Raw genomic sequence first — 25486 nt, 5'->3', positions numbered from 1 at the left:
CGGCTACCTGACCAAGGTCAGGAATTCCCCCCCCGGGCGGGGGGCTTTCGTGGCGCGGGGGGCTTTCATCCCGCCAGGGTCGGTTTCGTCGACGCCTGGCGGATGCTGTGACTCGGTTGCCGGCGGCTATGCGGCCGTCGGGGTTGGGTCCGCGGGGGTCGGTTGTGTGGCGTGCGCTTGCGCCGGCCAACTCGGCTGACATCGGTCGGGCGTTGTTGGCGTCGGAGGCGGCGCGGTTGGCGGATCGCCTCGACCAACTGCATGCGGTGATCTCCGGTGATTCTGCGACCTGGGCGCTGGTTGAGGTGCCGAAGGCGAAGGTCGATGGGGAGCTGGCGCTCCGCGTGGACATCACATCTGCGGTTTCGGAGGCGCGGCAGACGGCGAATGTGCTGCGGCAGATCGTCGCTCAGCTGAACGCGGCTGGTGCTGGCGGTGGGGCGGGTTCGCCAGTCGAGGCGGGAAGGGCGTTCGTTGCCGCAATTGTCTCTGAGTTCGCCGATGGTGGGGTCGCAAACTCCGACGCTTCGTAGCGTTCCTCCGCGTGTGCGGTCGTTTGGTGGCCGTGCGATTGCGTTGACTGCGGCGGCTGGCCGGGAGTTGTTCCCGTGGCAGCAGTCGTCGTTGATCGACATCCAGGGTGTCCGTGCTGATGGCAAGTGGGCGGCGTACGAGGCGGCGCTTCTGACGGCGCGGCAGAACGGTAAGACGGGCGATGTCGAGTCGCTCGAGTTGGATTGGATGTGCTCGGAGCCCGGCATTCCGATTCTGCACACGGCGCATGAGGCTCGGACCGCGACGAAGTCGCTGAAGAAACTGCTCGCGCTGATCCAGGGATTGCCGGGCGCGGCAGGTCCTCCGGGTCCGAAGAACTCGATGCTGGCGTCGGTGCGCACTGGCAAGGGCGACGAAGCGATCGTGATGCACAACGGTTCGTTCGTCGACTTCGCGACGCGGACTGCATCGGGTGGTCGCGGTACTTCGTATGAGCGGTTGGTTGTCGACGAGGCGATGATCTACACGCCGGAGTCGCAGGCGGCGTTGCTGCCGTTGATCAACACGGCGTCGAACGGGCAGATCGTTTACGCCGGCACTGCGCCTGATGAGTCGATGCAGTACTCGCAGATCTGGGCGGACCTGTATTGGCGGGCTCTGGCCGGTAACGACCCGGTGCTCTGCTATCTCGGTTGGCTGTGCGAGCAGGGTGCTGATCCTGATGACCCGGTGGAGTGGGCGAAGGCGAATCCGTCTATGGGCCATCTGTTTCCGGTGGAGACGATCGCCAATGCGCGCCGGTCGATGCGGTCGAACGTCAGCAAGTTCTTGGTCGAGTACATGTCGATCGGCGTGTGGCCGAAGCCGGGTGGCGCTCGCAAGCACGTCATCGACATGGGGCTGTGGGGCGATATGACGGAGCACCGCCCGCCAGTGTCCGGGCCGATCGCGTTGGCGTTGGAGATGGATTCGGCGCAGCGGTGGGTGACGATCGCGGCGGCGACTCGAACTATCGACGGCCGGATTCGTTTGGAGATTGGGTACCTCGAGGCACCGTCGCCGAAGGTGCTCGACAAGGTCCTCGACCTGGTGCTCGCGTGGGATCCGTGCTGCTTGGTGATGCGGCACAACTCGCCCGCCAAGTCGATGCTTCCGGACCTGCGAGCGAAAGGTATTGAGCCCGAGATCATGTCGTCTTCGCAGGATGCGGAGGCTTGCGGCGGGTTTTATACCGACGCTGTGAACCAAGCGCTGTCGCATGCGAACGATCCGCGCCTGACCGAACCGCTCGAAGGCGCCGGCAAGAAGACCATGACCGGTGGCACGTGGGTGTGGGACGAGCAGACCGGTGCGCCATTGCAGGCTGCGACCGCCGCACGGTGGGGGCTCATCACCTTCGGTGCGCAGGTCGCGGCACCACCTCCTTCGCCCTCGTTTGACGCCGTGCCCGAAAACGCTGAGTTCGACATCATGTCCGCTGCTTTCTAAGGAGGTGTTCGTGGCCGATTCTGTAGCTCCAACGTCGTTCGAGCTCGGTTACGTCAACGGGCAGCCGGGCGGATTCCAGCAGTGGGACCAGGACGAGAAGGTCCCCGATCTGCAGTGGCCGAATTCGGTGCACGTGTACAAGCGGATGGACTCCGAAGACGGTCGAGTGTCGTCGGTTCTGCAGGCGATCACGCTTCCTGTGCGCCGGACGAAGTGGTGGATCGACCCGAATGGCGCGCCGGATGAGGTGGTTTCGTTCGTCGCGGCGAACCTGAATCTGCCCATCAAAGGCACCGACGAGCTCGTGAAGACGCGTCTGAAAGGACGATTCTCGTTCGGTCAGCACCTGCAGTACGCGCTTCTGATGCTGCGGTACGGGCATCAGTTCTTCGAACAGGTCTACCGGCCGGGCGATGACGGGCTCATGTATCTGCGGAAGTTGGCGCCGAGGCCGGCGTCGACTATCTCCAAGATCAACGTCGCCCTCGATGGTGGGCTGGAATCGATCGAGCAACACCCTCCGTCGAGCACCGGACGCGTGCTGTACGGGCTGGGGAAGTCCGCTCCGATCCCAGTTAGCTCGCTGGTCGCGTACGTGCGTGACCCCGATCCTGGTGTGTGGACGGGTCGTTCGCTGCTGCGCCCCGCCTACAAACATTGGATTATGAAGGACGAGCTGATGCGCATCCAGGCCGGTGCGGCCAAGCGCAACGGTATGGGCGTGCCCGTCGCCACGGCACCGGAGCATGAGACCGACATCGGGAAGTACAAGAAGCTGGCATCGCAGTACCGCGGCGGCGCCTACTCAGGCGTTGGTCTGACGTACGGCGCGAAGATGGAGCTGCTCGGTGTGCAGGGAAACCTGCCCGATATTCAGCAGGCGATCGATTACCAGGACAGGCAGATTGCCCTTACTGGGCTCGCTCATTTCCTGAACCTCGACCGGGGCGGTTCGCACGCGCTCGCGTCGGTGCTGGAGGACACGTTCGTCCAGTCGGTTCAGACGTTCGGGGAGTCGATTGCTGACACTACGAACGCGCACGTCGTCGAGGATCTGGTCGACATCAACTTCGGCGAGGACGTCCCAGCTCCGCGAATCGTGTTCGACGAGATCGGATCTCGCCAGGACCTCACGGCGCAGTCGTTCAAAACGCTCATCGATGCGGGCCTGATCCGCATCGACGGAAACCTTGAGCGGTACACACGGCAGCAGTACGGACTTCCTCAGGCTGCCCCGGACGCATTCGATGAACTGCCGGAGTACGACGCCGAAGAGTTGGCGCAGCGTATCGGCGCGGCCGGCACTCTGATCCGGTCGGGCTTCGAACCGGCAGATGCCCTCCGTGCGGTCGGGCTCGATCCGATCAAGCACCTCGGCTTGCTGCCTGTGACATTGGTCGGCGAATGACGGACGTAATCGTCCCCAATCGTCCTGTGCTGGTGACGATCCCGAATGTCGATCTGATCCAAGCAGGACGTTGGGACATCTCGACCGGCCAGTTCAACGTGACGAGTGCGGACCTCTATGCGGCGGTGGCCGCGTTGGATTGCCCAGCGGTGCGCAACCCGGTCTTGAAACTGGGCCACACAGACCCACGATTCGACGGCGAACCGGCAGTCGGATGGGTCGGCAGCATGGCCGTAACCGACGACGGCACAACCCTGGTCGGCGATTACTGCGGTCTTCCCGCGTGGCTCGGCGAAGTCATGGCGTCCGCGTACCCGGACCGATCGATGGAGGGTTGGCACGGCTATCGCTGCCAGATCGGACACGAGCACCCGTTCGTGATGACTGCGGTCGCACTGCTCGGTGTGACCCCCCCGGGCATCGGAACGTTGGAGTCACTGCAGGATGTCGCCGCCTTATATGGGGTCGCGGCATCTATCGAAACCAGCACGGACGCAGAGCCGTTCGCGCTCACCCTGAAAGGATCTGCCGTGCCCAACTCTGCACGAGTGGCCGCCTCGGCCACGGTCGAAGATGTTCGCCGCGCGTTCTACGAAGGCCCGGCCGCCAACAACTGGTGGTGGATCGAGGATCTGTTCATCGATCCCACCGAGGTCATCGCGATCGACGAGGACTACGGCTCACTGTGGCGTGTCCCATTCGCGGTGTCTGCCGATGGCGAGGTGACCTTCGCTGATCCGCAGGAAGTCAAGCGTGAGTATGTCGCAGCGTCCGTGTCCATTCGGAAACCGTTGGCGTCCTACGCCTCGGCCGCCGAGTCACGGCCCGGCCGTCCTGGCCGCAAGAACAGGGCAGCCAACCAGTCCGCCTCTGCCGAGCCGGTAGAGGTTCACCCCGAAAGAGAGGACGCCATCATGGCGAACTTGAAAGAGGGACTTCTCCAGCGGCTCGGCATCACCGACGCCGAGATCAGTGAAGAAGCCCTGTTGTCCGCAGTCGACGAGGCGCTCAGCGAGCGGGCCGACGACAGCCCGGCACCGGCGGAAACTCCGGCGGCGCCCGCACCGGTTGTGCCTGCGCCGGCAGCGACCAACGTCGAAACCTTCACCGTCGACAAGGACGTGTGGGAGTCGACACTCATCGCCGCGAAGCGCGGTGAAGAGGCACGCATCGAGCAGCTCCGCCAGGCCGACGAAGCACTCGTTGCTGCATCGATCAGCAAGGGCAAGATCCCGCCAGCCCGCAAGCAGCATTGGATGGCCGCACTGGCCTCCGACCGCGAGGGTGTCACCAAGACGCTCAACGAGCTCGCGCCCGGGCTGATCCCCACGACGGAGAGCGGCCACAGCCAGGACCGCGACGAGGCACCCGCTGTCGCCGCCTCCGTCCGTGAAACCCCCGTCTACAAGAACTGGAGCCTGCGATGAGCGCCGTCCCGATCGTCACGAAGTCAGGACCGAAAACCTTCATTCCCGACGAGGCGATCGTCGGCGGTCAACTTGTCGAAGCCCGGTCGGGCGGCAAGATCGGCGTCGCTGGTGCGGCGAGCGTGAAGGTGCTCGGCGCTGCCCTCACCGATGCCCAGGACCCTGCCGACGTCGTCACCACCCCGGTCAACGGTGTGCTGCTGGCAGCCGTCACGCCGACCGTCGTGGGTGTCGCGTACGGCGGAATGGAAGTCCCGGTCACGTACTCCGCCGATGCGGCGTTCGGCGATCCGCTGGTCGCCACTTCGCTCGGCAGGGTCGCACCGGCTGGCGCTACGCCGGACGCGCGAACCATCGTCGGCAAGTGCACCGCGCCTGCCGGCGTCGTTGTGGCGACCAACCCGGTCGGCCTCGCTCGAATCACCGTCTGATCGCTCAGAACCACCGAAAGGAAATGCAATGCCTGTCAACGTGCTGAGCGTCAGTGATGGCCCGCGCACTACCGTCGCCGATCTTGTCGGCGCCCCCCTGGCGGTTCCCGCCAGGATTCTCTCGATCTTGGAGAACGGTTTCATCTCCGAAACTCTGCTGCGCAATGCCGGTGGAAACACCAACGGCCTGGTGCAGTACGCCGAGTCGACGCCGCTGTATCTCGGCACCGATGTCGATGACGTCGCCGAGTTCACCGAGATCCCGGTCGGTGCAGGGCAACTCGGCACTCCTCGGATCGCGTACGCGACGAAGAAGGGTCTCGGTGTCCGAGTCTCACGCGAGATGATCGACGAGAACAAACTCGATCGCGTGAACACTCAGATCACGCAGCTGACGAATACGTTCATCCGTGCCGATGATCGTGCTCTGCGGACGCTGCTGCTGAGCGGAGCTGTACCGACGATCGCCGCTGCGGCAACGTGGGCGACAGCGGTCACCGGCAAGCCCCGCAAGAACATCGCCGACGCGATGGAGAAGGTGGCCTCGGCAACGCCGGGTGCGGTTGCGGCGGACGACTTCCTCGGATTCCAGGCCGACACGATCGTTCTGCATCCGAGCATCGCGCCGATTCTGCAGGACAACGAGGACTTCCTCCGGGTGTACAAGGACTCGCTCTCGACGGAGGCGATCAACTACACCGGCCGTCTGCCGAAGGACGTGCTCGGACTCACGATCCTCACGTCGCGGTCGTTCCCCACCGACCGGGCGTTGGTGCTCGAGCGTGGCACGGTCGGTTTCTACAGCGACACCCGGCCACTGGAGTCGACCGGTCTGTACCCGGAAGGCAACGGCCCGAACGGTGGCCCGAACGAGTCGTTCCGTTCCGACACCACCATCAAGCGCGCCATGGGGCTCGACCAGCCCAAGGCCGCTGTGTGGATCACAGGGATCGCGTAGGTCATGGCGGAGTACATCCTGACCGCCGACCAGTTCGATCAGATCGTGTCCGAACCAGGCGCGCCGCTTGCGTACAAGCGGTACGGCCGGGGCGACGTCGTGACGATTGACGACGCCGAGGATGCGGCCCGGCTGCTGAAGGCGGGCGCAATCCGTTCGGCAGATCAGCCGGAAGTCGTCGCACCCGAACCGGTCTCGTCGCCGCCTGCGCCGGCCGATCCGAACGACATCTCCACCGGACCGAAGGGGCCTGTCCCCCCGAAGACGGGGCTCAAGGAGTTGTGGGTCGAGTACGCCGTGGATAACGGTATGACCGAATCCGACGCCGAAGCGCTGAGCAAGCAGGAGCTCATCGCGAAATTCGGCACAGGCTCGGACTAGCGGGGAGGGGGCGTCGTGCCGTTTGCAGAACCTGATGACATCGCAGAGCAGTGGCGCCCCCTCACCTCAGCCGAAGAGGCGCGTGCCGAGGGGCTGCTCGTGATCGCGGAGCGGCTCATCCGGCGACACGTCACTATCACTGCCGATGATCTGCTTGTCGCCAAGCAGGTGTCGATCGAGATGGTGACCGATGCGCTCGACAATGGCCCACGCTCGATGGGCCCCAAGATCACACAGGCGACGCTCGACGGTGCTTCCTATACGGCAACAGTTCCCGATGCCGACGGTCACACTTGGGTGCTGACGTTCACCAGCGACATGCGCGAATTGTTCGGTCTCGCCGCTACTCCCGGTCCGGAGTACTACTTCGGGGATTGCCCACAGTGAGCGATCCGCTGGCGGTGTTCTTCACGATCCCGGTGACGGTGTTCCGCAAGATCGGGGACACCGCATCGGGTGCGGCGTACGCAGCTGCAGACGCGTCGCTCAAGGGCCGCGTCCGAAACGAGCGCAAGCTCGTCGTCACCGCCGACGGCAAGGAGGTGGTGAGCGAATCCGGCGTGTCGTTCCCACTCGGTACTCCGCTCATCCCGCTCGACTCGAAAGTGACTCTGCCGGATGGGCGTACAGCGTTCGTCCTGGTGGAAGGTCTGCACGACAGTGGGTTGTCGTTCATGCCGAACTACTACTCGATCGACCTGACATGACGCTCGAATGGAAAGGCGTCGCCGGTCTCGACAAGGCGATCGCCAACGGTTTGCAGATGGCGGCCGACGCGTTGAAAGACGATGCGGTGCATCGATCCCCGGACGACTCTGGAGAACTCGATGCGAGCGCCACGGCGGAAGTCGATGGCCGGGAAGCAACTGTCGGTTTCAGCTCCGACTACGCGGTCATTCAGCACGAGCGCACCGACTACCGCCACGACGACGGTGAGGCGAAGTTCCTCGAGAATGCGGCCGAGGCATTCCCGTCGCAGTTCGAACAGATCCTCGGCGAGCAGATCAAGCGGACGATCGGAGGCTGAGTCGGTGGCAACCTCCAATACCGCACGACGGTTGTTGCTCAGCCTCGCAACACGTCTCGCGGATCTGAACCTTGTGCAGTACTCCGGACCTGATGCCGTCTACACCGAGGATCCGGATCGGCCGGCGGTGATGTTCGAGAAGCTCGCACCGAATCCTGACACCGCGGTGTCGCTCGTTGTCTACAACGAGCTGGGCGATCGCGACCCATGGAATCGCGACTACTACGTCCGGATGCGTTTCCGCGCAGCTGGATTGGACCCGCTGAAGGTGAGCGACTTCGCCGATGCGGTGTTCGACGAGTTGGAAACCTCAGAGCCCACCGGGCCGCGCCAGTCGTGGCCGGGTGGGGTGAATGTTCTCACCTGCTTTCGGGTGGTGAGGGCGCAATCCGCAGCGGACGCAAACGGCCGCTTCATGCGGGCTGATTCGTATCGCATCACCCTCAACCCAGGAGAATGAAATGCCTGTATTACGTCCCCCGAACTCGTCGTCTCTGTTCACGTTCCGTGCAGGGGAGTGGGCGTTCCAGATCTACAACGACGCCGATGTGCCGCTCTTCGTGCGCGGCTTGTCGAAGTTCGAGCCTGTCACCGACCCGACGATGCAGGATGACTCCGACATCGACTCGGAGGGCTGGAAGTCTGAACTCGTCACGGCCCAGAAGTTGAACATCAACTTCGAAGGCCTGATGAAGGGCGAGAAGTCCGGCGGCGTCGTCACTCCCGACCCGGGCGCCGCCTTGCTGCGCGCCAAGGGCAAAGATAAGGGCTACGACAACATCGTGAAGGCACGGTACTGGCGTACCGACGACCTCAACGAAGCCTTCGAGCACTACTTCGCGGTGAAGTGGACTGACGTCGGTGGCTCGAACGAGGACCTGCAGAAGTTCACAGGCACGCTGTCGGGTCGCGGCAAGCCCACAGCGATCGCGAAGCCGCAGGCGCCGGAGACTGCGACGTCGATCCTGGTGAATCCGACGGCAATCAGCCTCGACGACAGCGAGGTGTTCCAGCTGCAGGTCGAGGACAACAACGGCATCAACCGCACCGCGGAGGCGTCCTTCGTGTCGGGCACTCCTGCAACGGCGACCGTCTCGTCGTCCGGTCTGGTCACGGCGGTTGCGGCCGGTACGTCGACTGTCACGGCAACCCTCGGTGCGCTCACGGATACGTGCGCCGTGACGGTCGTGTAGGTGTCCTACAAGGACCTCGAGGAGTTCTTCGACCCGGACCTCTACCTCCCAATCGGGGGCACGAGGTACCGGGTCGAATCTCCTACCGCGTTCGACGGGTTGCGGTTGCGGAAGCGGCTGCTCACAGGTGGTCGGCTCGTCGACAAGGAAGAGGTCGACGAGATCCGGAAGCTGCTCGGTGACACGTTGTCGCAGATGCAGGCAGACGGCGTGAAGTGGCCGGAGATCGTCCACGCCGGCCGAACAGCATTGCTGCACTACGCAGTATCGGCCGAAGCCGCTCAAATCCACTGGGACCATGAGAACAGCGGAGGGGAAGACCCGGGAAACCCGTTGCCCCCGGAGCCAGTGGCGACGGGGGCGTAGACCTCTCACTTCCTGGAACGTACGGGCCGAACGACCCGGGTGGCGGAGATTGGATTCCCGACCTCGGCATCCGCGAATGGTTCAACGATCTCTCGAAGGCACCGGCGGCGAAGAAGGAAATCCGCGCCGCGTGGTCGGACATCTTCCAGGCTTGGGCGGCAGTCGAACTCGACTTGCATGACAGAGGCATCGACGTGGAGTCGGGCATCTTGCATGAGCGCACCTGGCGCTGGTTCAGCAACCACCTTCTCAGCTTGATCTCGACGCCGTCGTCTCGGCTGTATCGAGTTCTGTTGAACGCACCCAAAAAGGAGACGCCGCATGGGGTTTCGTGACCTCCGGGATGTGTTCGATCCGGATCTGTATCTGCCGATCGGTGGGAAGACGTATCGAATTCCTGCACCGACGATGGAGCAGGCGGCGCGGTTGAAGTCGCTCGTCCTCGTTGAGATGACCGACGAGCAAGAGCACGCCGAGATAGACGAGCTGCTCGGCGCTGTGCGCGACGAACTGTTCGCTGACGGGGTGAAGTGGCCGGAGTTCACACATCTCGGCCGGACGGCGTTGCTGTGGGCGGGCGCGGGCGATGTGATCGCCGAAGCTCATTGGCACATGGCGCAGGCACCAAGGTACGTCGACCTCGACAAGCTGAAGGAATCGACTACCAATCGCGAGGCTCGTCGGGCTGCGCGGAAGTCCGCAGTGAAGGCCCCCGCGAAGCGTGCTCCGCGCAAGGCTGCTGCGAAGAAGGCCGGCTAAGTCCGTGGCACTCGATGTCGCCCGGCTGATCGCTCGGCTGGAGGTCGACGACTCCAATCTGAATCGCGGTCTTGACACTGCGGAACAGCGGCTTCGTCAACTCGACGCGGCGGCGCAACGGGCGAATCAGGCGACTCGTGGTATCGAGTTGCAGGGCAACATTGCTGGCGATGCGCGCCAAGCGGAACAGGCGATCGGCCGCGTTGGTGACACCGCCGAACAGGCAAGCCGCGATGTGCAGCGCATCGCGACGAACGCCGACGAAGCCAGTACCGCAGCGCGCAGGATCGAAATTCCATCCGGGCTGGCGGCGGCCGCGCAGCGTGCATCGGATGCCATCGGAAGGATTGGCAGCAACGCGGCGAGTGCCTCATCTTCGGGTTCGAAGCTGGGCGACAACTTCGTCTCAGGCTTCAGTGACAAGCTCGGTGATCTGGCGAGCAAGTCCGGCCCGGTCGCTGGTTCGTTGATCGGCATCGCCGTGCTCGGTGTCGCAGCAGGGGCAGCTCTCGCAGGCGCCATTCAGCAGGGGATGCAGCAGGAACTCGACCGTGACTTGTTCCAGGCGCGCACAGGCACCACCGAAGCGCAGGCGCGGAAGTTCGCGCTCGCAGCCGGTGAGGCGTACTCGGATGCGTTCGGTGAATCGGTTGCGCAAAATCTGTCAACGCTGAAGCTCGCGCTGCAGAACAACATCATCGATCCAGCAGCGACACAGCGCGACGCCGAAGCTGTGATTGCCAGTCTCGACACGATCTCTGTCGCGCTCGAAGGTGAAGTGACTGAGTCTGTGAACGCTGTCAGTGCGCTGATGTCGTCCGGCTTGGCGACGAGTGCCGAAGAAGCCTCGGACATGATCGCCAATGCCGTCGGCGGTTCCGCGAACAAGGGCCAGGACCTTCTCGAGGTCATCAACGAGTACTCGGCAGGTTGGAAGAACGCGGGCTTCTCGGCGGAGGCGTCACTCGCCCTGATCGAGCAGGCGACCGACAACGGTGCATGGAACGCTGACGCACCAGGCGATGCCCTCCGTGAGTTCGGTCGCCGAATCTCCGAAGAGGGCGACACGATCGTTGAGACTCTCGACGGTATCGGCCTCAATGGCGCGGAGATGTTCGAGCGTTTCAAGCAGGGCGGACCTGGCGCCTTCGATGCCTTCGATGAGGCGTTCGACAAGATCCGCGCTCTCGAAGATCCGACCGCCCGCGCCAACGCCGTCATGGGTCTGCTCGGTGACACCGCAGGTGACTTCTCCGATGTGTTCGAGCAGTGGGACCCATCGGCCGCTCTGTCCAGCTTCGGCGAATTCGAAGGTGCCGCTGGGCGTCTCGCCGGAATCATGGGCGACAATTCGGCGACCTCGGTATCCGGCGCGATGCGGAGCATCAGCACCATCGCCGACGGGCTGAAAGGCGCTCTCGCAGAAGCGTTCGGCCCCAAGATTCAAGAGTTCGCGAACATGATCTCGAACAACCGGGCGGGGGTCATCGAGTTCTTCATCACTCTGGGCAACGGTGCGTTCGAAGCAGGAAAGTCGATCCTCGGATTTGTCGCCAGTGGCCTCGATGCCTTCGCCAGCCTGACCGACGCCGGGACGAACATGGTTGTCGGCATCCTCAAGGGACTTGCTGCCATGGCTAGCGGGTTCGATGCGTCGAGCGCGATTCTCGGCGTCTTCGGTGTCGAGGTTCCAAGCGTGTCCGAGAAGATCGGGAATCTCGCCAGGAACCTCGAGGAGTTCGGCGGATCAGCCGCCAACGGGATGCGTGCGGGGGCGGACGGAATCCGCAACACGGTCGTGCCTGCGCTCGGTGAGGCGCAGGAGCGGTTCAATCAGTTCGCGGGCGAAATGAAACTGTCGGCCGCCTTCAACGATCAAGCCGCAAAGGTCAATAGCGCGATCGGCGAAATTGGGATGGGCATCGACGGCGCATCCATCAAGATCGAGAACTGGACGGGCGCGATCGATCGGTCGAATGTTCAGCAGGTCGCGATGGAAGACGGCCTGCGTGGCATGGTCGATCAGTTCCGCGAGCAAACCCGCACAGGCCTCGAAGCGGGCAACACCGTCGAGATTCTCACTGCTCAGTACGCAGCTAACCGCGATGCGCTGATTCAGCAGTTGATGGCTACCGGCATGGGCAATCAGGCAGCGGTCGACTATCTGAATTCGCTTGGGCTGATACCGAATTTAGTTGAAACGCAGATCTCGCAGCCGGGTATGCCTGAGTCGCACTACGCACTCGATGTCCTGAAGGACAAGGTCGTCGCGATTCCCGACGGTAAGACAATCGAGACGACTGCACTCACCGAGGACGCGCTCGACGAACTCGTCCGCCTCGGACTCACGGTGACGCAACTGCCGAACGGCAACATCAAGGTCACTGCCGGAACTGCCGACGCCGAAGCGGCGATGGTCGAGTGGATCAACCGGAGGCGTTCGGTCACTGTCGATCTCGCGTTGCGTCGAAGCTACTGGCAGGACCAAGGTGTATCTCCGGACCTTGCCGATCAGATTCAAGGCCCGGTGCCGATGGTCGGCCAGCCGCGCGCAGACGGCGGCATCACTGCTAGCTATGCCGACGGGAAGCTGCCCGACCAGGCGATCGTTCAGCCGGCACGCGGATCGCGTGGCCTGATCCAGTGGGCCGAACGCGAGACCGACGGTGAAGCGTTCATTCCGTTCGCGGCTTCGAAACGTCCTCGTTCGCTGAAGATCTGGGCCGAGGCAGGCAAACGGCTCGGCGCGCTCGCGATGGCCGAGGGCGGCATCACGAGCGAAGACTCGGCGCGGATGGGCGGCGGCACGATCAACGCGTCGCTGTGGCAGGCGCTCAAGTCGAACGTGCCCGGTGCGATCCTCACCTCGGCGAAGACGGACCATGACGACGACGGCGGGTATCACCCTCGCGGCCAAGCGATCGACGTCGACCCATCGCAGGCGAACGCCGACTATCTGTGGTCGATCCGCAGTCAGCTCGGCCAGATCATCACGACGATCCCTGACCGGATTTGGTACAACGTGAACGGCGAAGGGCAGACCGGCCAGGCGGCGATCAACACCTACACGCCCAGTGTGGTTGCGCAGCACGACAATCACATTCACGCGATGGCGAACGCGATCGTCAACGCCGGTGCTGGCACTCCGAACGGTGGCCCCGATAACCGCACCACGAAGCAGCGCAATATCGACACCGTCATCGCCGAAGGCAAACGGCGCGGCATGTCGGACAAGCAAATCAAGACCGCCGTCATGGCTCTGCTTGCCGAGGCGGGTGGCGAAGACCCCGGCGACGCACCCGGCAGTGAGTACGACTCCGAGGGTGGGTTCCAGCAGCGGCCGTCGATGGGTTGGGGTCCCGCCGGTGAGGATCTTGCGACCGACGCGGGCCAGTTCTACGAGCGTCTCGCGGCGGTGCCGGGCGCGGAGGGTATGACGGAGGCGCAGCTCGCGCAGGCGGTGCAGGGGTCCGCGCACGCGGATGGGTCGAACTATGCCGCGCAAGAGGCGGCGGCGACGGAGGCAATTGCCGAGTCGTCAGGTCGCGGCACGACGTCCGGTCCGCCGTCGAGCGCGACCACAACGCAGTCGGCTGGTGTCGGGGACGGTTCGCGGGTGTTTGTGACGAACTGGCCGACGGCGCTCGGCGGCGGTGAGAAGACCCCGATCGCGACGTTCTCCGCAAAGATGTTCGGCTCCGGCGGGATCGAGGATCACTCCGCGCAGATCTCGTCCGGTATGCGGATCTGGGCGGAACCGGAGACTCAGGGCGAGGCATACATCCCACTCGCTCAGTCGAAGCGGCAACGCTCCCTTGCGATCTGGGCAGAGACAGGAAAACGGCTCGGCGTCGCAGGCTACGCCGACGGCGGCGGATTCGGCGGCTACTCCGGGCCCGACACCGAAGACTCGATGAAGCCGAAGAACTGGTACGACGCTCTCGCGCTCGGCACCGGACTCGCCTTCACCGCGGCGTCCGGTTTGGCTGGCGTCGCGTCGATGGCGCAGTCCGGAACAGTCGACCTCGGCAATATCATTCCCAGCTTCGACACCGGCAGCAACGACATCCCCGGCGCATCCGAAGCGTTCCAGCAAGCCACGAAGGTCCTCGAGGAAATCCTCGCGACCTTGCAGAAGGGTGGAACCATCGACGCCAACGTCACCGTCGACACGAACACCGGCGGAGTCAACGCCGCTCTGTTGCGTTCGGGGATCGCGTAGATGTCCGGGTCGATCAGCTACTCCCTGATCGGCACGGACGGCAGCACGTGGCCGTTCGTCAGTTTGGCGGAGTGCAGTCTGTCGACGCCGCTGCGCTTGCACTCGACGCCGACCGGGCTCGGTGGCGCGGAGTTCAAAACCGACGATGATCAGAACGTCGACCAGGCTGGCGTGACCTGGCGCGCAACGATGTTCGAGCCGAACTACATCGGCCTGCACATCCTGTTCGGACCGATCCCACCCGGCCCTGCCGCGCTGGCGAAGTACCTCGCGTTTCGTGACGCGCTCGGCGACAGCCGCCAGCTCGGTGAGTTTCACGTCGAGGGGCCGCGCCGTACGACCGTGCAGAGGTGGCGTCTCGCACCGCCGAACCTGTCCGAGCCTGATGTCGATGCCGTGCAGTACCTCGGATTCTCTGAAGACAAGGGCGTGCGGTTGCGGTCCGACGAATCGTGGTGGCGGACAGCCCCGATCGAGCTCACCTTCTCCGCTGCACAGTTCGCGACAGCGGAGATCGACAACGACTCCGACGACGACACCTGGCCGTACTACGAACTCACGGGGCCGATCACCACACCGAAGCTCGGCCTCGGCACCGAAGAAATCACGCTGCCGAACATCGCTGCCGGCCAAACCTGGAAGATCGACACCGATCCGAACTTCTTCCATATCACCGACCACCTCGGCGTCGATCGATCCTTCTACGGCGGCGTCTCTCTGCCTGGTCGCTGGTACGTGAAAGCACCTGCGCACACCCCGAATATCCCGGTGAAGATCAGCGGCACTGGAACAACTGGCGCTACCAGCCTCAAGGTTGTCCTGCCGCAACTGTTCCGAGCGGCGGTCTGATGCCGACCCTGCCCGGTTATGCGCGGCCGAACGCCACTCAGGTCGAAGGGTTCCCGATCGAACTCGGGCAGCGCAACGGCTCTGTCATCGAGTGGACACCGCTCGGTGCGTACAAGTCGTGCGAGGTCGACTGGCACTGGTTCCAGCCGGGCAATATTCAGCTCGAACTCAAACCCGATCATCGGCTGATTCCGTATATGCGGCCGCGCCGCAAAGCAATTCACGTCCGCATCGGTCGCGGCGCTGACGGTTTGATCGGATACAACGGCATCCCATGGACCGGTCGGCTGATGACCCGCAACATCGCGGGACGCCCAGGCCGAGAGAACTGCACATTCGGTGGCGTCGATTACAAGTTCTGGCTGCAGCGCTGGCTCGCGTGGGTGAATCCGCAGTTCCCGCCTGAGGTCCAGGTCGGTTTGACCGGCAAGCAGGACGTCATGGCCGGCGAACCGGACTTCGTGCTGAAGTACTTCCTCGCGAAGAACTTCATCCGACTGAACAAGCCGGTGTTCGCGAAGCTGCCGTTGCATCAGGTCGGCGACGATCTGCCGGACCTCGACGACATCGACACCCTCGACGACCTGCTGAACCTGATCAACACCGCGATCGAGAACATGACGATCATCTCTGCGCGGTTCACCCAGGGCGACGAGCTGTACAAGCTCACCCGCGATCGACTCGACTTCGGCTACTCGATGGACCTGTGGGATGGGACCGGCACACCACCGCACGTATTCAACACATCCAGCCTCGCGCAACTGCAGTCAGTGCTCGACGTCACCAGCGACAACTTCCTCAACTTCCTCAACCCCGACAACTACCTCGGCCTCGCCGACCCCGCGTCGTGGGGCGTGATGCCCCGCGCCGGATACGTCTTCGACACCCGCAAGAAGCGGGACAGGCGAAAGATCCAGTGGCGCACCGACGGCGGCCAGATCGAGCACTACGTCGCCGACGAATCCCACGCCGATGCAACAAGAGTCATCGTCGGCGGCAAGGCACCGGAGATCTTGAACCAGGTCATCGAATGGGCGGCGAACTTCGCGATTCAACTCCTGCTCGCCGCGATCGCTCCCGGACTCGGGCTCGGGTTCGTCGTCGGGGATCTGTTCGACAACATCTTCTTTGCCTACCAACAGTTCTGGGACGACGACCTCGAAGACGAGATCGGCTACGACGATGCTTTCGCAGAGGTGTTCGGCGATAACACCGCGGCGTGGTCACTCGACTCGTATCAAGTCGGGCAAGGGAAGTTGAAGGAACACTCCGGCTCGGAAGAGTTGGAGCTGACCACCGTAGCGGGCGGGCCGGACGGACGCGGCTATCGCTTCGGTGCAGATGACGGGTCGGGCAAGCGCTACGACGTTGGCGACATCCACACGTTCTACGACCGCGGCAACGTGCAAGAGCAGTACGTATCGGGAGTCCGGGTGTCCGATCATCGTGACGGCCGAATGGTCGAGACACCGAAGTTCGGTGAGGACAAGCGGTTACGCGGCGCATTCGATCGGCTCGTCGGCAACATCAGCGGACTCGCGGCGACGACGCGCGGCATCGCGAACACGACATGACGGGAGTGCTGTAAATGGAGCGGCTACCGCGGCGCACGCCGAGCGCGCAGTTCGACATCGTGGATCTCGTTCTCGACGCTCTCAGCGAGCTCCCCGTCATCGGCGACATCCTCGACTTCTTGGATGGGGTACTCGACGCGGACGGTGTGATCGGAATGATCGCCGACGCGATCGGTGACTTCATCGCAGCCCTTATCGGCCTGCTCAACTTCATCCCCGGCGCTGGAAGTACGTTGTCGGACTTGGCTGCCGGGTTGAACTCCACCCACGAAACCGCCGAGGAAGCAGCCGAAGCGACCGGCAACCTCGATGCCCGCGTGACAGCCCTCGAAAACGGCGGCACCCGGACGGTGTACACGTCGAATGCGTCGTGGTCGAACCCCGGCGCGGGGCGTGTCGGGGTCGCGGTGATCAACGGCGGACAGGGTGGGCAGTCGAACAATCAGGGTTCGGGGAACCGGCTAGGCGGCGCGCACGGCGGGTACGTCTTCAGGGAATTCAACTGTGCTGATCTGACATCGACGGTGGCGATAACTGTCGGTGCAGGTGGGGCGACGTCATTCGGCACCGGCGGCGTGTCGTCGTTCGGCGCCTATCTGGTCGGCATTTCCGGTTCGCCGGGTTCCATCTTGACGTCGCAGGGCGCGGTCGCCTCGGCGTCGACTCCGGGTGTCGGAGGGCAAGGGGCGACCGGCAACGCGGACACAGCAACCAATGGCGGATCGTCGGCCTTGGCAACAGGTGGCGCGCACGGCACGAAAAGCGTCACCGGTAGTGCGGGGCAGTCGGTGTCTACGGGATCGGTCGTTCCGTGCGGTGGCGGTGGCGGCGGCGGTGGCGGTGGTAACGCCGATGCATTTGGCCAACCTGGCGACGGTGGCGCTGGCGGTGCACCGGGCGGCGGTGGTGGCGGTGCAGGCGCGAACGGCGGGTTGAACCCGGCCGCGTTCGCATCGGGCGGTATCGGCGGCAACGGTCGCGTCATATTGATCTTCACCCCTGGGGCGGCCTGATGATCGCCACCCGCGTATTGAGTGACTCACCGAACTTCATGGGCAACTGGGGACTCGAGCTGGAACCTCGCCTGTACCAACTCGATCCGCCGCTCGACGGGTACCACTACGTCGCGGTGTTGGTGTGCGACATCCCCAGCATCGGACTGGATCGCACCGACGTGTTCGCGGCCTATCCGAACGGCGCCGCGGCGCCGCATCCCGATGGCGGGCTTGCACCGCAACGCAGCTACCCGCTTTGTTCCCACGCCAATGCGTTATCCGAAATGGGTTACGTGATCAGCGATTCGTAACGGCCGATCGGAGTTGTCATGCCTCGTTTCTACCCACTCGCGCGCGGTTTCACAGTGACGAGCGGATTCGGCTACCGCACCGACCCCTACCCCGGCACGCACTGGGGCACCGACTTCGGCCGCGACGGCGGATCGGGTGGACTGCCCGTCTTCGCGTGCCAGGGCGGCACGGTTGTGATGGTCGGTCCCGCATCGGGCTTCGGGCAGTGGGTCGTCGTCGATCATCCGACCGCTGACGGCAGCGGCACGACGGTGTACGGCCACGTCATCCCGGAAGTGCGGCAAGGGCAGCGCGTCGAAGCAGGCCAACGGATCGCCCGGATCAACCCCGACAGCAACACCAACGGCGGAGTCGCACCGCACCTACACCTAGAGCTGCACCGCTCAGTGTGGTCGCAGCCCGGTCCTGATCGGCTCGACCCGCTGCCATGGCTATCAGGTGCGACCTATCCCGGCGAGACACCGACTACCGAACCGACGCAAGGGGAATCCGTGACGCAGTTCGGCATCGACGTCTCCAACCATCAACGCAACTTCGACTTCGCCCGCGCCCGCGCTGAGGGCTTCACCTTCGCGACGCACAAGATCACCGAAGGCACCTGGCGCGACCCGTACTGGCCGCGCGCTCGCGAGCAGATGGCTCAGCACTTCCGCGACCGGTGGGGTGGCTACGTGTTCTGCAAGGTCGGCACCAATCCCGACGCGGAAGCTGACGCGACGCTCGCGCACGCTGGCGGCACCGACTTCCCGTTGCAGATCGACTACGAAGACCTCGACCGCAACGGCAACATCGGCGACCTACTCGCTCGCGTGAATGCGTTGCAGGCGCGGGGCTTCCGACTGTTGCCGATCTATCTGCCGCGCTGGTACTGGCAGGGACGCATGGGTGCACCGGACCTGTCCGGTCTGCCGGTGCCGATCTGGAACAGCGACTACGTCAACGGTGGCGGATTCGCATCGCAGCTCTACCCCGGCGACAACTACAAGGGCTGGGCCCCGATCGGCGGCAAAGACGTTGCCATCCTCCAGTTCTCCGAATCGGCGAGCGTGGCCGGCCAACAGATCGACGTCAACGCATACCGCGGCACCGAGCTCCACCTCGCCGCGCTGTTCGCAGGAATCCCCAATCTCGAGGAGGCACTCATGTCCAAGGCAGACGAAGAGCTCGGCAAGAAGTTCCCGTCGCGTTCGAAGTACCGCAAGGACAACGAGCCGGTCGACACTCTCGCCGGGTTCGTGCTCAACATCGACGCCCGCATCCACGAGGAACACGTCGAACGCGAAGCGGTGAAGGGTGTCGGCTGGGCGGTGGACCTCGTCAAGCGAGAAGCGGCCAAGGGCGACGCGGGCGCGAAGGCGACTCTCGCGCAGATCGGTTCGAAGTGACCGCGCCGTTGACCAATCCGCTCGACATCATCGCGCGCGAGGTCACCGAAAGCGTGACCGCTCGAGTACTCGGTGAAGTCGAAGCGCGGGTTGCTGATGCGGTGCAGGCAGCACAAGCGGAAGCGCTGCAGCGGATCGACGAGCTGCTCGCCCCTGTCGAACTCGAACCGGTCATCGAAGCGGTGCCGCCAGCGAAGGATGCGAAGTCACGCGCGCTGCGGACGATCGTGCAAGGCGGCATCGCGACGGTACTCGTCGCGATCTTCACAGCGCTGGCAACGGCATTCAATGGTGGCGGTGTCGACCTCACATCGGGCGAGGATTGGAAAGTCATCGCGGGCACCGTATCCGGCGCGGCGATCATGGCCGGCGCGGCGTACGTGCAACGAATCGTCAACCCGCCCAAGGGCTGAGCAATGACAACTTTGAGCGTGGGGAAAGGGGTGGTTCATGGACGAGCGGTTTATGGCCCGACTGTTCGCGGTGCTTGCCGTCACCGTCACAGCGGTGTGGCTGATCGGCTACCTCGCACCGATCTGGCGTGCCGGCTACCAGCCGCCGCCTGAACTCAACCTCGTGATGATGGCCATCATCGGCATCTTCGTCAGCCTCTACAACAAGGCGAAGCACCCCAAGGACGACTCCGGTGACGACAACGCCACCCCGAAAGACGGTGATAGCGATGGCAAGTAGCTTCCCCGAAGTCCTCATCGCAGCATTGACCGGGTTTGTTCTCGGCGTTGTTGTGGGGCAACTCATTTCGTTTCGGCGCGTGCATGGGCCTGGTGACGATGAAAGGCTGAAAGTGGAGCTGGAACGTCACCCGTTCGGCGGGCCGCTGTCCGGCCGCGTTTTCCGGATCGTCCTTGCCGGACTCTTCATCCTCGCAACAGCTTTCGTGGTGCAGTTCTCCGTCACTCAGCGTGGTTGCAACGCGGAGTTCCGGCGCACCATCGCCGAACGCGCCGAGGTGACAGTCGACAACGACCTCGCTCGCAAGGAAAACGATCAGGCGGTCTACGACCTCGTGAACGGATTCCTTGGTATTCAGCCAGGTTCGCCGGATGCGCCTGAACGGTCCCGTGCGCTGCTGGAGTCGTTCGCCGAAACGACGTCGAGCAACAACGCACGCCAGGACAAGAACGCACGACTGCGTGCCGCCAACCCATACCCGAGGTGCTGACGTGACGACACCGCTGTTCGACCCGCCCGACAATCATCCGCTGCCGGTGAGCTGGCACGGCGATCTCGTCGTCGACTTCGAAAGCTATGACCCCGACGACGCCGCGCAAGATCCTCCGGTGTGGACGCCACTCGACTACGAACCGGGGGTGCGCGGATACCTCGACGTGAAAACCGAACCACTACCGCAACGGTTCGAAGCAGTCATCACCGACCACCATGCGGTGGTGAAAGTCGAATCCGAAGTCGCGGACGAGTTCAAGAACCGAACGCTGTGGGTGTTCCTGCTGTCCTACCCGAGCGCGCCGACAACCGAGATCCCGGTCGTCAACGGTGTGATCGATCGCTACGACGGCAAGCCGCGCACATGATCGTCATCAAGGTCAACGCCAAACGCGCGGCGGTGACACCCGGTGGTGGCCGCGGCAACTCGGTGATCATCGTGCCGACACCGGGCACACCGGGCCCGCCTGGACTCGACGGGCACATCGGCATCGACGGCGACCCTGGTCCACCCGGTCCACAAGGACCCATCGGACCTGCCGGTCCCGCCGGTCCCGCATTCGACGGAACCGCATGGTGGTCCGGCGAAGGGGCACCCACGACAGTCGTCGGGTCCAAACCCGGCGACTACTACATCGACACACTCACCGGCACCGTCTATCGACTAGGAGACTGACAATGGCATGGACAACAGCGGGCAGCATCAAAGGCCCCAAAGGCGATACCGGAGATGCAGGTCCCGCAGGATCAGCAGGAGCGACCGGCGCAACGGGTGCAACCGGACCGGCAGGACCACAGGGCGAACAGGGCGACACCGGCCCCGCAGGTCCGCAAGGCGTCGCGGGTGAGGACGGCGCGGGAATCGAGATCGCCGGATCGGTCGCCAACTACGCGGCATTGCCGTCCGGTCTCGGGCCGAGCGACGCCGGTGACGGCTACATCGTCACCTCACCGGACGGGAAGCTATACATCTGGGACGGAACAGCGTTCCCCGCGGACGGCAACGGCGTCGCATTCCGGGGCCCGCAAGGACCGGCCGGAGCGCAAGGGCCGCAAGGCGTGCAAGGCACCCAGGGCGTCAAAGGTGACACCGGCGATGCCGGCGCAACCGGCGCGGACGGAGCGACCGGAGCGACTGGTGCAACCGGACCGCGCGGCTCGAAATGGTTCACCGGCGGCGGCGTACCGAACGGCGTGTCCGGCTCGGTGCCAGGCGACCTCTACCTCGACACGACTACCGGCACCGTCTACGAGCTGAGCTAGTCGTGGGGTGGAACGACACCGGGCTTGACCTCGCTACGCGGGACTTCGTCAACCTCGAGCTGAACCTGCTGCGTGGTGTGCACACCGAGCGCGTCATCTTCGGCCCGAACGGGCAATGGCCGGCCGTGAACGGTTCGTCGGCCGCGCTGACGAACTGCGGTCTGCGGATGGTTATCGACGTACCGGAGCCGACGACGCGCTGGCGGATGGGTTTCCAGAATTTCAACCAGGGCAACCTCGTCGCGGCCAATGCTCTCACCGGCAAAGGCATCAAGGTCGGTCGGCACGTCCGGACGGGCGGCAACCGGACCGGCAACTTCGTCGCGTCCAGTGCTGTGTCGCTGGTGTCGAGCGACTTCACCATTCCCGGCGACGGCAGCTACTACCTCACGTCATGGTTCACGGACCCGACCGAGCAGCTCGACGGCGAACACATTCTCGCGGTCGGCTACACGCAGGAGTCATCGACCGCGGTCATCAACTCGGTCGGTGAGTGCTGGCAATGGGCAACATCGACCAGTGCGCTCGACGACACCGTCACCACAAGCGGCACTCTGCGCGCCAATACGCCGCTGGGCTGGTACATCGAGTACGAAACCTTCACCGCCAGAAATCAATACCTGTTCCTCGGTGACTCGATCATGGAAGGCATCACCGGACTGGTCGGGACGTCGACATCGACGATCCGCGGCATTCCAATGGGGCGTACGTGGCCTCGACGCTGGGCTGATCAAATGGGTTGCCTCGCATCGGTCTCGGCAATGGCAGGCTTCCAGGCTTCGGTATGGAACAACGCTCTGCTCGACCCGTACCTATGGGACCGATACAACCTCGCCACCACCGACTACAAAGCGCTGATCGTCCATCACGGCACCAACGACATAAACACAGGTGACAGCCTGGCCACACTCAAAGCCAGCTATGTGAACATGATCGAGAAAGCGTTCACGAAGATGGGTAAGCGGGTGCCGCTGATCCTGGTGACGTTGTTGCCGCGTACCGGGTTCGACGCCACCAAGAACGGTATCCGGCGCAACTTCAATGCATGGCTGCACGAGCTGCCGCTCGGCGCGGTCGCCTGCATGGACCCGACTCTCGACTTCCAGCTCGGTACGTCACTGGCAAACCAGGACTCGAACGCAGTGTCGATGTACACCGACGGAATCCACCCGTCCTACCAAGGTCTCGAATCGCTGCGGAAGCTGGCGGCGACGACTATCCCGCTCGCGTAGCCACCAGCGCATCGGTCGCCGACTCTCGGCCTATGGCCATTCTGGGTCCACACACACGCTCCCGGCCACGAGTCGGGAGGGGAAAGGGGAACGCCATGTGGCGACTCCTCGACACCGTGCTGACCGGCGCGGTGCTCGTCATGCTTTACCGAACGAGAGGAATGTTCATGTCCAACCAGGACAAGCTCAACGCAGTTGCCGACCAGCTCGACAAGGCGAAGGGTGAGATCGTCGGCGCGATCGCCGATCTGAAGGCTCAGGTCGAGGCCGGTGAAGCGCTCGACTTCAGCCGTCTCGACGCCTCGGCACAGGCACTCGATGACGTCGTGGCCGACGCCGATCCGGAGCCCGAACCGCTGCCGGAGCCGACGCCCGAGTCGTAGAACCAAGCACGCACAGAACCGCCCCGTCCTCGTCGTGAGGGCGGGGTGGTTTCGCGTTAGCCGTCGACGAGACTGTCAAGGACAGTCTGATACTGCGGGATCAGCGCTGGGTCGGTCGCGTTCTTGCCGTCTCGCTGGAACCGAATGAAGATGAGCCCCCGCTGATATCCCAGCGGGAATGATGATGCCAGCTTGGTCGCCGAGTCAAGGTCGGCGAACTGGTAGACAGAGAACTGCTTCGTCGTGATTACCTGGACGCAGTTGGCATTTGCACAAACCTGGCCCGTGGTATCTCTGCGTTCGATCACCGGCAAACCCTGAGCTGCAATCGCATCGACGACACTGGCGGCTGTCAACGCCGACGGTGCACTAGGCAAATTCGGTGGGCATGGATCACGGGCGGGCAGCGCTTCAAATTTGTGTCCGCCTACCGGAAGATCGGTCAGAGCGGCGCCGCGTTGATCGAGGGCAAACGTTCCGTTTGCTTGACGGGATCCACCGGTGGCGTCCTTGCCGTTGCCGCAGTCAATCGAGACATGCCAACCGCCCGCTTCGGTGGACTTGAACATCCGCTTAAGTTCGAGGAAGGCTGCCTCAAGTTGGCCGTCCGTGTACGTCTGGAATACGTTCATCGTCGCCCATCCCTCGCGATCAATGCGCAACCAAAACTCAGCGGATTCCGCGGCGGTCGGCGTCGTTAACGTGGGCGAGGGCGTCGTTGTGGACGGGAGCGTCGCCGTCGTCGGCATGGTCGTCGCCAATGAAGTTGCGGAGCCATCTGTTGATTGCCCGCAACCGGCAATCAGCATTACGGCCGCGACGACGGCCAGAACTGCAACTCTCATGATTCCCCCCTCTTCTGCCAGGCGTCCTCATCCCACGCCGCCTCGAACGGCAATGGCGATTCTTTCGAATGGACGTGGCCGTCAAGGAGATGCGGGATTGGTAACTCGCAAGATGCCCACAGATCGCGCACGCTGCTGATGAAATCGATGTCCTTGTTTGGGCGAAACATCATCCGAGGCTGCCCCGTCTCGACACTCACCCTGACTCCAGGTAGTTCGGCAAACACGGCCGGTTTACCAGCAACCGTGTACTCCTTCTTCGCGTAAGCGGTAACCGACGACATGCCTTGCTCGGTCAACCGCAGATCGGCAACGCTGTCGCCGAACATGTCCGCCGCCCACGGGATAGCAAGGTGGGCATCGGTGACGCTGACCTTAACGGTCGCGGGATTGGTGATGGTGATCAAGGCCAACTCGACCTCGTTGCCGGACTCGTCGGTGATGCACGGCCGAACTTGGCCGCGCCGCAACGCGATCTGGATTCGATTGCGCACTCGCTTCTCTGCGTCGGCAAGGATTTCCTTCGCAGCGACTATCGACGCAAGCTCCCTTGCATCTTCCTCGAGAGTCAACGCATCTTCCCCCTTCGATCTATCCACCCGACCGACCGCAAGTATGCGACAGCGCGACTGACTCTGCCCACATTCTTGCCCACACTCGAACGACAAACCCAGGTAAACACGAACAAGCTTCGGTAGCCCTGGCGCAGATCAGACGACAAATAGCCCGTCTGCCTGCACCTTTGGCCGCCCTCTCAAGGCGGTAGCGCGGGTTCGAATCCCGTCGGGGCTACAACAAAGACCCTCCCGCCGACAGGCAGGAGGGTCTTTTCGCGTTTTGGAGTTGTTCGCCGTGCAGCGAATCGGGTCGGTGTGCGTCCGGCCTCATACATCCCGACCTGAATGCAAGCAACCTGACGTGTCGATGCGCAGGGTCGATCGACGACGTGCACGATATTCGATCCTCGTGAACCCCATTCGGGGCAGAAGATGTCGGAGTGGCCGATGGCCGCTGTCGCACTTGCCTTTTTGGCGGCCTACGCATTTTCGGTGCTACAACAGCCAACTGGTTAGGCGAAGACCGCTGTCGATGTGATCCTCGTCGTGACCTGGTGCATCTTCGCTATCGACTACCTGGTCCGGCTAGCGATAGCTGAGCAGCGATTGCGATGGTTCGTGGTCCACTTCTACGAATTGGCGATTGTTGCACTCACCGAACAGGTGCCGCGCTGCGCGCCGAGCTGCAGAGCATGTCATTTGCCAGGGTGATGGGACCACCTGCTTGCCACTAGCATGGGACCACCTTGGA

At 63.6% G+C, this 25486-nt stretch carries 30 protein-coding genes and 1 tRNA gene; 29 read left to right on the top strand and 2 right to left on the bottom strand.

Annotated elements, in window-relative coordinates; translation table 11 throughout:
* The first annotated feature begins 107 nt into the window (after positions 1-107).
* The 28 genes from ACHIRB_RS25485 (at position 108) to ACHIRB_RS25350 (ending at position 23333) form a co-directional block, all read left to right on the top strand.
* On the top strand, positions 108-533 hold the full coding sequence (locus ACHIRB_RS25485; RefSeq protein ID WP_395124276.1) for a hypothetical protein: 426 nt from the start codon (positions 108-110) through the stop codon (positions 531-533).
* A 13-nt stretch (positions 534-546) separates the two neighbouring features.
* A complete protein-coding gene (locus tag ACHIRB_RS25480; protein ID WP_395124277.1) occupies positions 547-1983 on the top strand; it encodes a hypothetical protein in 1437 nt (478 codons plus the stop codon).
* A gap of 10 nt (positions 1984-1993) precedes the next feature.
* Entirely contained in the window at positions 1994-3391 is a 1398-nt protein-coding gene (locus tag ACHIRB_RS25475; protein ID WP_395124278.1) for a phage portal protein family protein, read from the top strand.
* Positions 3388-4818 carry a hypothetical protein gene (locus ACHIRB_RS25470; RefSeq protein WP_395124279.1) on the top strand — a complete coding sequence of 477 codons (1431 nt, stop codon included), beginning with the start codon at positions 3388-3390 and terminating at the stop codon, positions 4816-4818. Before ACHIRB_RS25475 ends, ACHIRB_RS25470 begins: the two co-directional genes overlap by 4 nt.
* Positions 4815-5249, top strand: a complete 435-nt coding sequence (locus tag ACHIRB_RS25465) for a hypothetical protein (RefSeq protein ID WP_395124280.1) — start codon at positions 4815-4817, stop codon at positions 5247-5249. The genes ACHIRB_RS25470 and ACHIRB_RS25465 overlap by 4 nt, the downstream gene beginning before the upstream one ends.
* Positions 5250-5277: 28 nt before the next feature.
* Positions 5278-6207 carry a phage major capsid protein gene (locus ACHIRB_RS25460; RefSeq protein ID WP_395124281.1) on the top strand — a complete coding sequence of 310 codons (930 nt, stop codon included), beginning with the start codon at positions 5278-5280 and terminating at the stop codon, positions 6205-6207.
* 3 nt (positions 6208-6210) lie between these two features.
* Positions 6211-6588 carry a hypothetical protein gene (locus ACHIRB_RS25455; protein ID WP_395124282.1) on the top strand — a complete coding sequence of 126 codons (378 nt, stop codon included), beginning with the start codon at positions 6211-6213 and terminating at the stop codon, positions 6586-6588.
* A gap of 15 nt (positions 6589-6603) precedes the next feature.
* The gene (locus ACHIRB_RS25450) at positions 6604-6975 is read left to right on the top strand and encodes a hypothetical protein (RefSeq protein WP_395124283.1); all 372 of its coding nucleotides are present in this window, start codon (positions 6604-6606) and stop codon (positions 6973-6975) included.
* Positions 6972-7295, top strand: coding sequence for a hypothetical protein (locus tag ACHIRB_RS25445; protein WP_395124284.1), 324 nt, complete (start codon positions 6972-6974; stop codon positions 7293-7295). The genes ACHIRB_RS25450 and ACHIRB_RS25445 overlap by 4 nt, the downstream gene beginning before the upstream one ends.
* Entirely contained in the window at positions 7292-7615 is a 324-nt protein-coding gene (locus ACHIRB_RS25440) for a hypothetical protein (RefSeq protein ID WP_395124285.1), read from the top strand. The genes ACHIRB_RS25445 and ACHIRB_RS25440 overlap by 4 nt, the downstream gene beginning before the upstream one ends.
* 4 nt (positions 7616-7619) lie before the next feature.
* The gene (locus ACHIRB_RS25435) at positions 7620-8075 is read left to right on the top strand and encodes a hypothetical protein (RefSeq protein ID WP_395124286.1); all 456 of its coding nucleotides are present in this window, start codon (positions 7620-7622) and stop codon (positions 8073-8075) included.
* Between the two features lies 1 nt (position 8076).
* Entirely contained in the window at positions 8077-8808 is a 732-nt protein-coding gene (locus tag ACHIRB_RS25430) for a phage tail tube protein (RefSeq protein WP_395124287.1), read from the top strand.
* The gene (locus ACHIRB_RS25425) at positions 8809-9174 is read left to right on the top strand and encodes a DUF7426 family protein (protein ID WP_395124288.1); all 366 of its coding nucleotides are present in this window, start codon (positions 8809-8811) and stop codon (positions 9172-9174) included.
* Positions 9175-9495: 321 nt separating this feature from the next.
* A complete protein-coding gene (locus ACHIRB_RS25420; protein WP_395124289.1) occupies positions 9496-9933 on the top strand; it encodes a DUF7426 family protein in 438 nt (145 codons plus the stop codon).
* A gap of 4 nt (positions 9934-9937) precedes the next feature.
* Positions 9938-14155 (top strand): phage tail tape measure protein, encoded by a 4218-nt coding sequence (locus ACHIRB_RS25415; protein ID WP_395124290.1) that lies wholly within the window; start codon positions 9938-9940, stop codon positions 14153-14155.
* A complete protein-coding gene (locus ACHIRB_RS25410; RefSeq protein WP_395124291.1) occupies positions 14156-15004 on the top strand; it encodes a hypothetical protein in 849 nt (282 codons plus the stop codon).
* Positions 15004-16578, top strand: coding sequence for a Gp37-like protein (locus ACHIRB_RS25405; protein ID WP_395124292.1), 1575 nt, complete (start codon positions 15004-15006; stop codon positions 16576-16578). The genes ACHIRB_RS25410 and ACHIRB_RS25405 overlap by 1 nt, the downstream gene beginning before the upstream one ends.
* A 14-nt stretch (positions 16579-16592) precedes the next feature.
* Positions 16593-17591: a hypothetical protein gene (locus tag ACHIRB_RS25400; protein ID WP_395124293.1), complete on the top strand. Its 999-nt coding sequence runs from the start codon at positions 16593-16595 to the stop codon at positions 17589-17591.
* Positions 17591-17884 (top strand): hypothetical protein, encoded by a 294-nt coding sequence (locus ACHIRB_RS25395; protein WP_395124294.1) that lies wholly within the window; start codon positions 17591-17593, stop codon positions 17882-17884. Before ACHIRB_RS25400 ends, ACHIRB_RS25395 begins: the two co-directional genes overlap by 1 nt.
* Before the next feature lie 18 nt (positions 17885-17902).
* Positions 17903-19270: a peptidoglycan DD-metalloendopeptidase family protein gene (locus tag ACHIRB_RS25390; RefSeq protein WP_395124295.1), complete on the top strand. Its 1368-nt coding sequence runs from the start codon at positions 17903-17905 to the stop codon at positions 19268-19270.
* Positions 19267-19683 (top strand): hypothetical protein, encoded by a 417-nt coding sequence (locus tag ACHIRB_RS25385; RefSeq protein ID WP_395124296.1) that lies wholly within the window; start codon positions 19267-19269, stop codon positions 19681-19683. The genes ACHIRB_RS25390 and ACHIRB_RS25385 overlap by 4 nt, the downstream gene beginning before the upstream one ends.
* 37 nt (positions 19684-19720) lie before the next feature.
* On the top strand, positions 19721-19963 hold the full coding sequence (locus ACHIRB_RS25380) for a hypothetical protein (RefSeq protein ID WP_395124297.1): 243 nt from the start codon (positions 19721-19723) through the stop codon (positions 19961-19963).
* Positions 19953-20453 (top strand): hypothetical protein, encoded by a 501-nt coding sequence (locus tag ACHIRB_RS25375; protein WP_395124298.1) that lies wholly within the window; start codon positions 19953-19955, stop codon positions 20451-20453. Before ACHIRB_RS25380 ends, ACHIRB_RS25375 begins: the two co-directional genes overlap by 11 nt.
* Before the next feature lies 1 nt (position 20454).
* Entirely contained in the window at positions 20455-20823 is a 369-nt protein-coding gene (locus tag ACHIRB_RS25370) for an LtfC-like domain-containing protein (protein WP_395124299.1), read from the top strand.
* A complete protein-coding gene (locus tag ACHIRB_RS25365; RefSeq protein WP_395124300.1) occupies positions 20820-21131 on the top strand; it encodes a hypothetical protein in 312 nt (103 codons plus the stop codon). Before ACHIRB_RS25370 ends, ACHIRB_RS25365 begins: the two co-directional genes overlap by 4 nt.
* A gap of 2 nt (positions 21132-21133) precedes the next feature.
* Positions 21134-21718, top strand: coding sequence for a collagen-like domain-containing protein (locus tag ACHIRB_RS25360; RefSeq protein WP_395124301.1), 585 nt, complete (start codon positions 21134-21136; stop codon positions 21716-21718).
* Positions 21719-21720: 2 nt separating this feature from the next.
* A complete protein-coding gene (locus ACHIRB_RS25355) occupies positions 21721-22950 on the top strand; it encodes an SGNH/GDSL hydrolase family protein (RefSeq protein WP_395124302.1) in 1230 nt (409 codons plus the stop codon).
* A 95-nt stretch (positions 22951-23045) separates the two neighbouring features.
* On the top strand, positions 23046-23333 hold the full coding sequence (locus tag ACHIRB_RS25350) for a hypothetical protein (protein WP_395124303.1): 288 nt from the start codon (positions 23046-23048) through the stop codon (positions 23331-23333).
* A 56-nt stretch (positions 23334-23389) separates the two neighbouring features.
* On the opposite strand, the gene ACHIRB_RS25345 is transcribed toward ACHIRB_RS25350, so the two are convergent.
* Positions 23390-24178, bottom strand: a complete 789-nt coding sequence (locus ACHIRB_RS25345) for a hypothetical protein (protein WP_395124304.1) — start codon at positions 24176-24178, stop codon at positions 23390-23392.
* Complete coding sequence (locus ACHIRB_RS25340) at positions 24175-24777, bottom strand: hypothetical protein (RefSeq protein ID WP_395124305.1); 603 nt, start codon at positions 24775-24777, stop codon at positions 24175-24177. The genes ACHIRB_RS25345 and ACHIRB_RS25340 overlap by 4 nt, the downstream gene beginning before the upstream one ends.
* A 97-nt stretch (positions 24778-24874) precedes the next feature.
* Between ACHIRB_RS25340 and ACHIRB_RS25335 the strand changes: the two genes are divergently transcribed.
* Positions 24875-24970 (top strand) — tRNA-OTHER (locus ACHIRB_RS25335).
* Positions 24971-25486: the final 516 nt, after the last annotated feature.

It is taken from the genome of Antrihabitans spumae (assembly GCF_043944905.1).
Taxonomy (GTDB): domain Bacteria; phylum Actinomycetota; class Actinomycetes; order Mycobacteriales; family Mycobacteriaceae; genus Antrihabitans; species Antrihabitans spumae.
Note: the sequence above shows the minus strand (reverse complement) of the source record. Positions and strands in the feature narration are given on the sequence as shown.

Excerpts from the sequence above, each read along its gene's own strand:
- ACHIRB_RS25420 (WP_395124289.1), top strand. The coding sequence starts at position 9,496 with ATGGGGTTTCGTGACCTCCGGGATGTGTTCGATCCGGATCTGTATCTG.
- ACHIRB_RS25440 (WP_395124285.1), top strand. The coding sequence starts at position 7,292 with ATGACGCTCGAATGGAAAGGCGTCGCCGGTCTCGACAAGGCGATCGCC.
- ACHIRB_RS25470 (WP_395124279.1), top strand. The coding sequence starts at position 3,388 with ATGACGGACGTAATCGTCCCCAATCGTCCTGTGCTGGTGACGATCCCG.
- ACHIRB_RS25365 (WP_395124300.1), top strand. The coding sequence starts at position 20,820 with ATGATCGTCATCAAGGTCAACGCCAAACGCGCGGCGGTGACACCCGGT.
- ACHIRB_RS25430 (WP_395124287.1), top strand. The coding sequence starts at position 8,077 with ATGCCTGTATTACGTCCCCCGAACTCGTCGTCTCTGTTCACGTTCCGT.
- ACHIRB_RS25380 (WP_395124297.1), top strand. The coding sequence starts at position 19,721 with ATGGACGAGCGGTTTATGGCCCGACTGTTCGCGGTGCTTGCCGTCACC.
- ACHIRB_RS25345 (WP_395124304.1), bottom strand. The coding sequence starts at position 24,178 with ATGAGAGTTGCAGTTCTGGCCGTCGTCGCGGCCGTAATGCTGATTGCC.
- ACHIRB_RS25410 (WP_395124291.1), top strand. The coding sequence starts at position 14,156 with ATGTCCGGGTCGATCAGCTACTCCCTGATCGGCACGGACGGCAGCACG.
- ACHIRB_RS25460 (WP_395124281.1), top strand. The coding sequence starts at position 5,278 with ATGCCTGTCAACGTGCTGAGCGTCAGTGATGGCCCGCGCACTACCGTC.
- ACHIRB_RS25465 (WP_395124280.1), top strand. The coding sequence starts at position 4,815 with ATGAGCGCCGTCCCGATCGTCACGAAGTCAGGACCGAAAACCTTCATT.
- ACHIRB_RS25455 (WP_395124282.1), top strand. The coding sequence starts at position 6,211 with ATGGCGGAGTACATCCTGACCGCCGACCAGTTCGATCAGATCGTGTCC.
- ACHIRB_RS25390 (WP_395124295.1), top strand. The coding sequence starts at position 17,903 with ATGCCTCGTTTCTACCCACTCGCGCGCGGTTTCACAGTGACGAGCGGA.
- ACHIRB_RS25405 (WP_395124292.1), top strand. The coding sequence starts at position 15,004 with ATGCCGACCCTGCCCGGTTATGCGCGGCCGAACGCCACTCAGGTCGAA.
- ACHIRB_RS25350 (WP_395124303.1), top strand. The coding sequence starts at position 23,046 with ATGTGGCGACTCCTCGACACCGTGCTGACCGGCGCGGTGCTCGTCATG.
- ACHIRB_RS25360 (WP_395124301.1), top strand. The coding sequence starts at position 21,134 with ATGGCATGGACAACAGCGGGCAGCATCAAAGGCCCCAAAGGCGATACC.
- ACHIRB_RS25395 (WP_395124294.1), top strand. The coding sequence starts at position 17,591 with ATGATCGCCACCCGCGTATTGAGTGACTCACCGAACTTCATGGGCAAC.
- ACHIRB_RS25400 (WP_395124293.1), top strand. The coding sequence starts at position 16,593 with ATGGAGCGGCTACCGCGGCGCACGCCGAGCGCGCAGTTCGACATCGTG.
- ACHIRB_RS25375 (WP_395124298.1), top strand. The coding sequence starts at position 19,953 with ATGGCAAGTAGCTTCCCCGAAGTCCTCATCGCAGCATTGACCGGGTTT.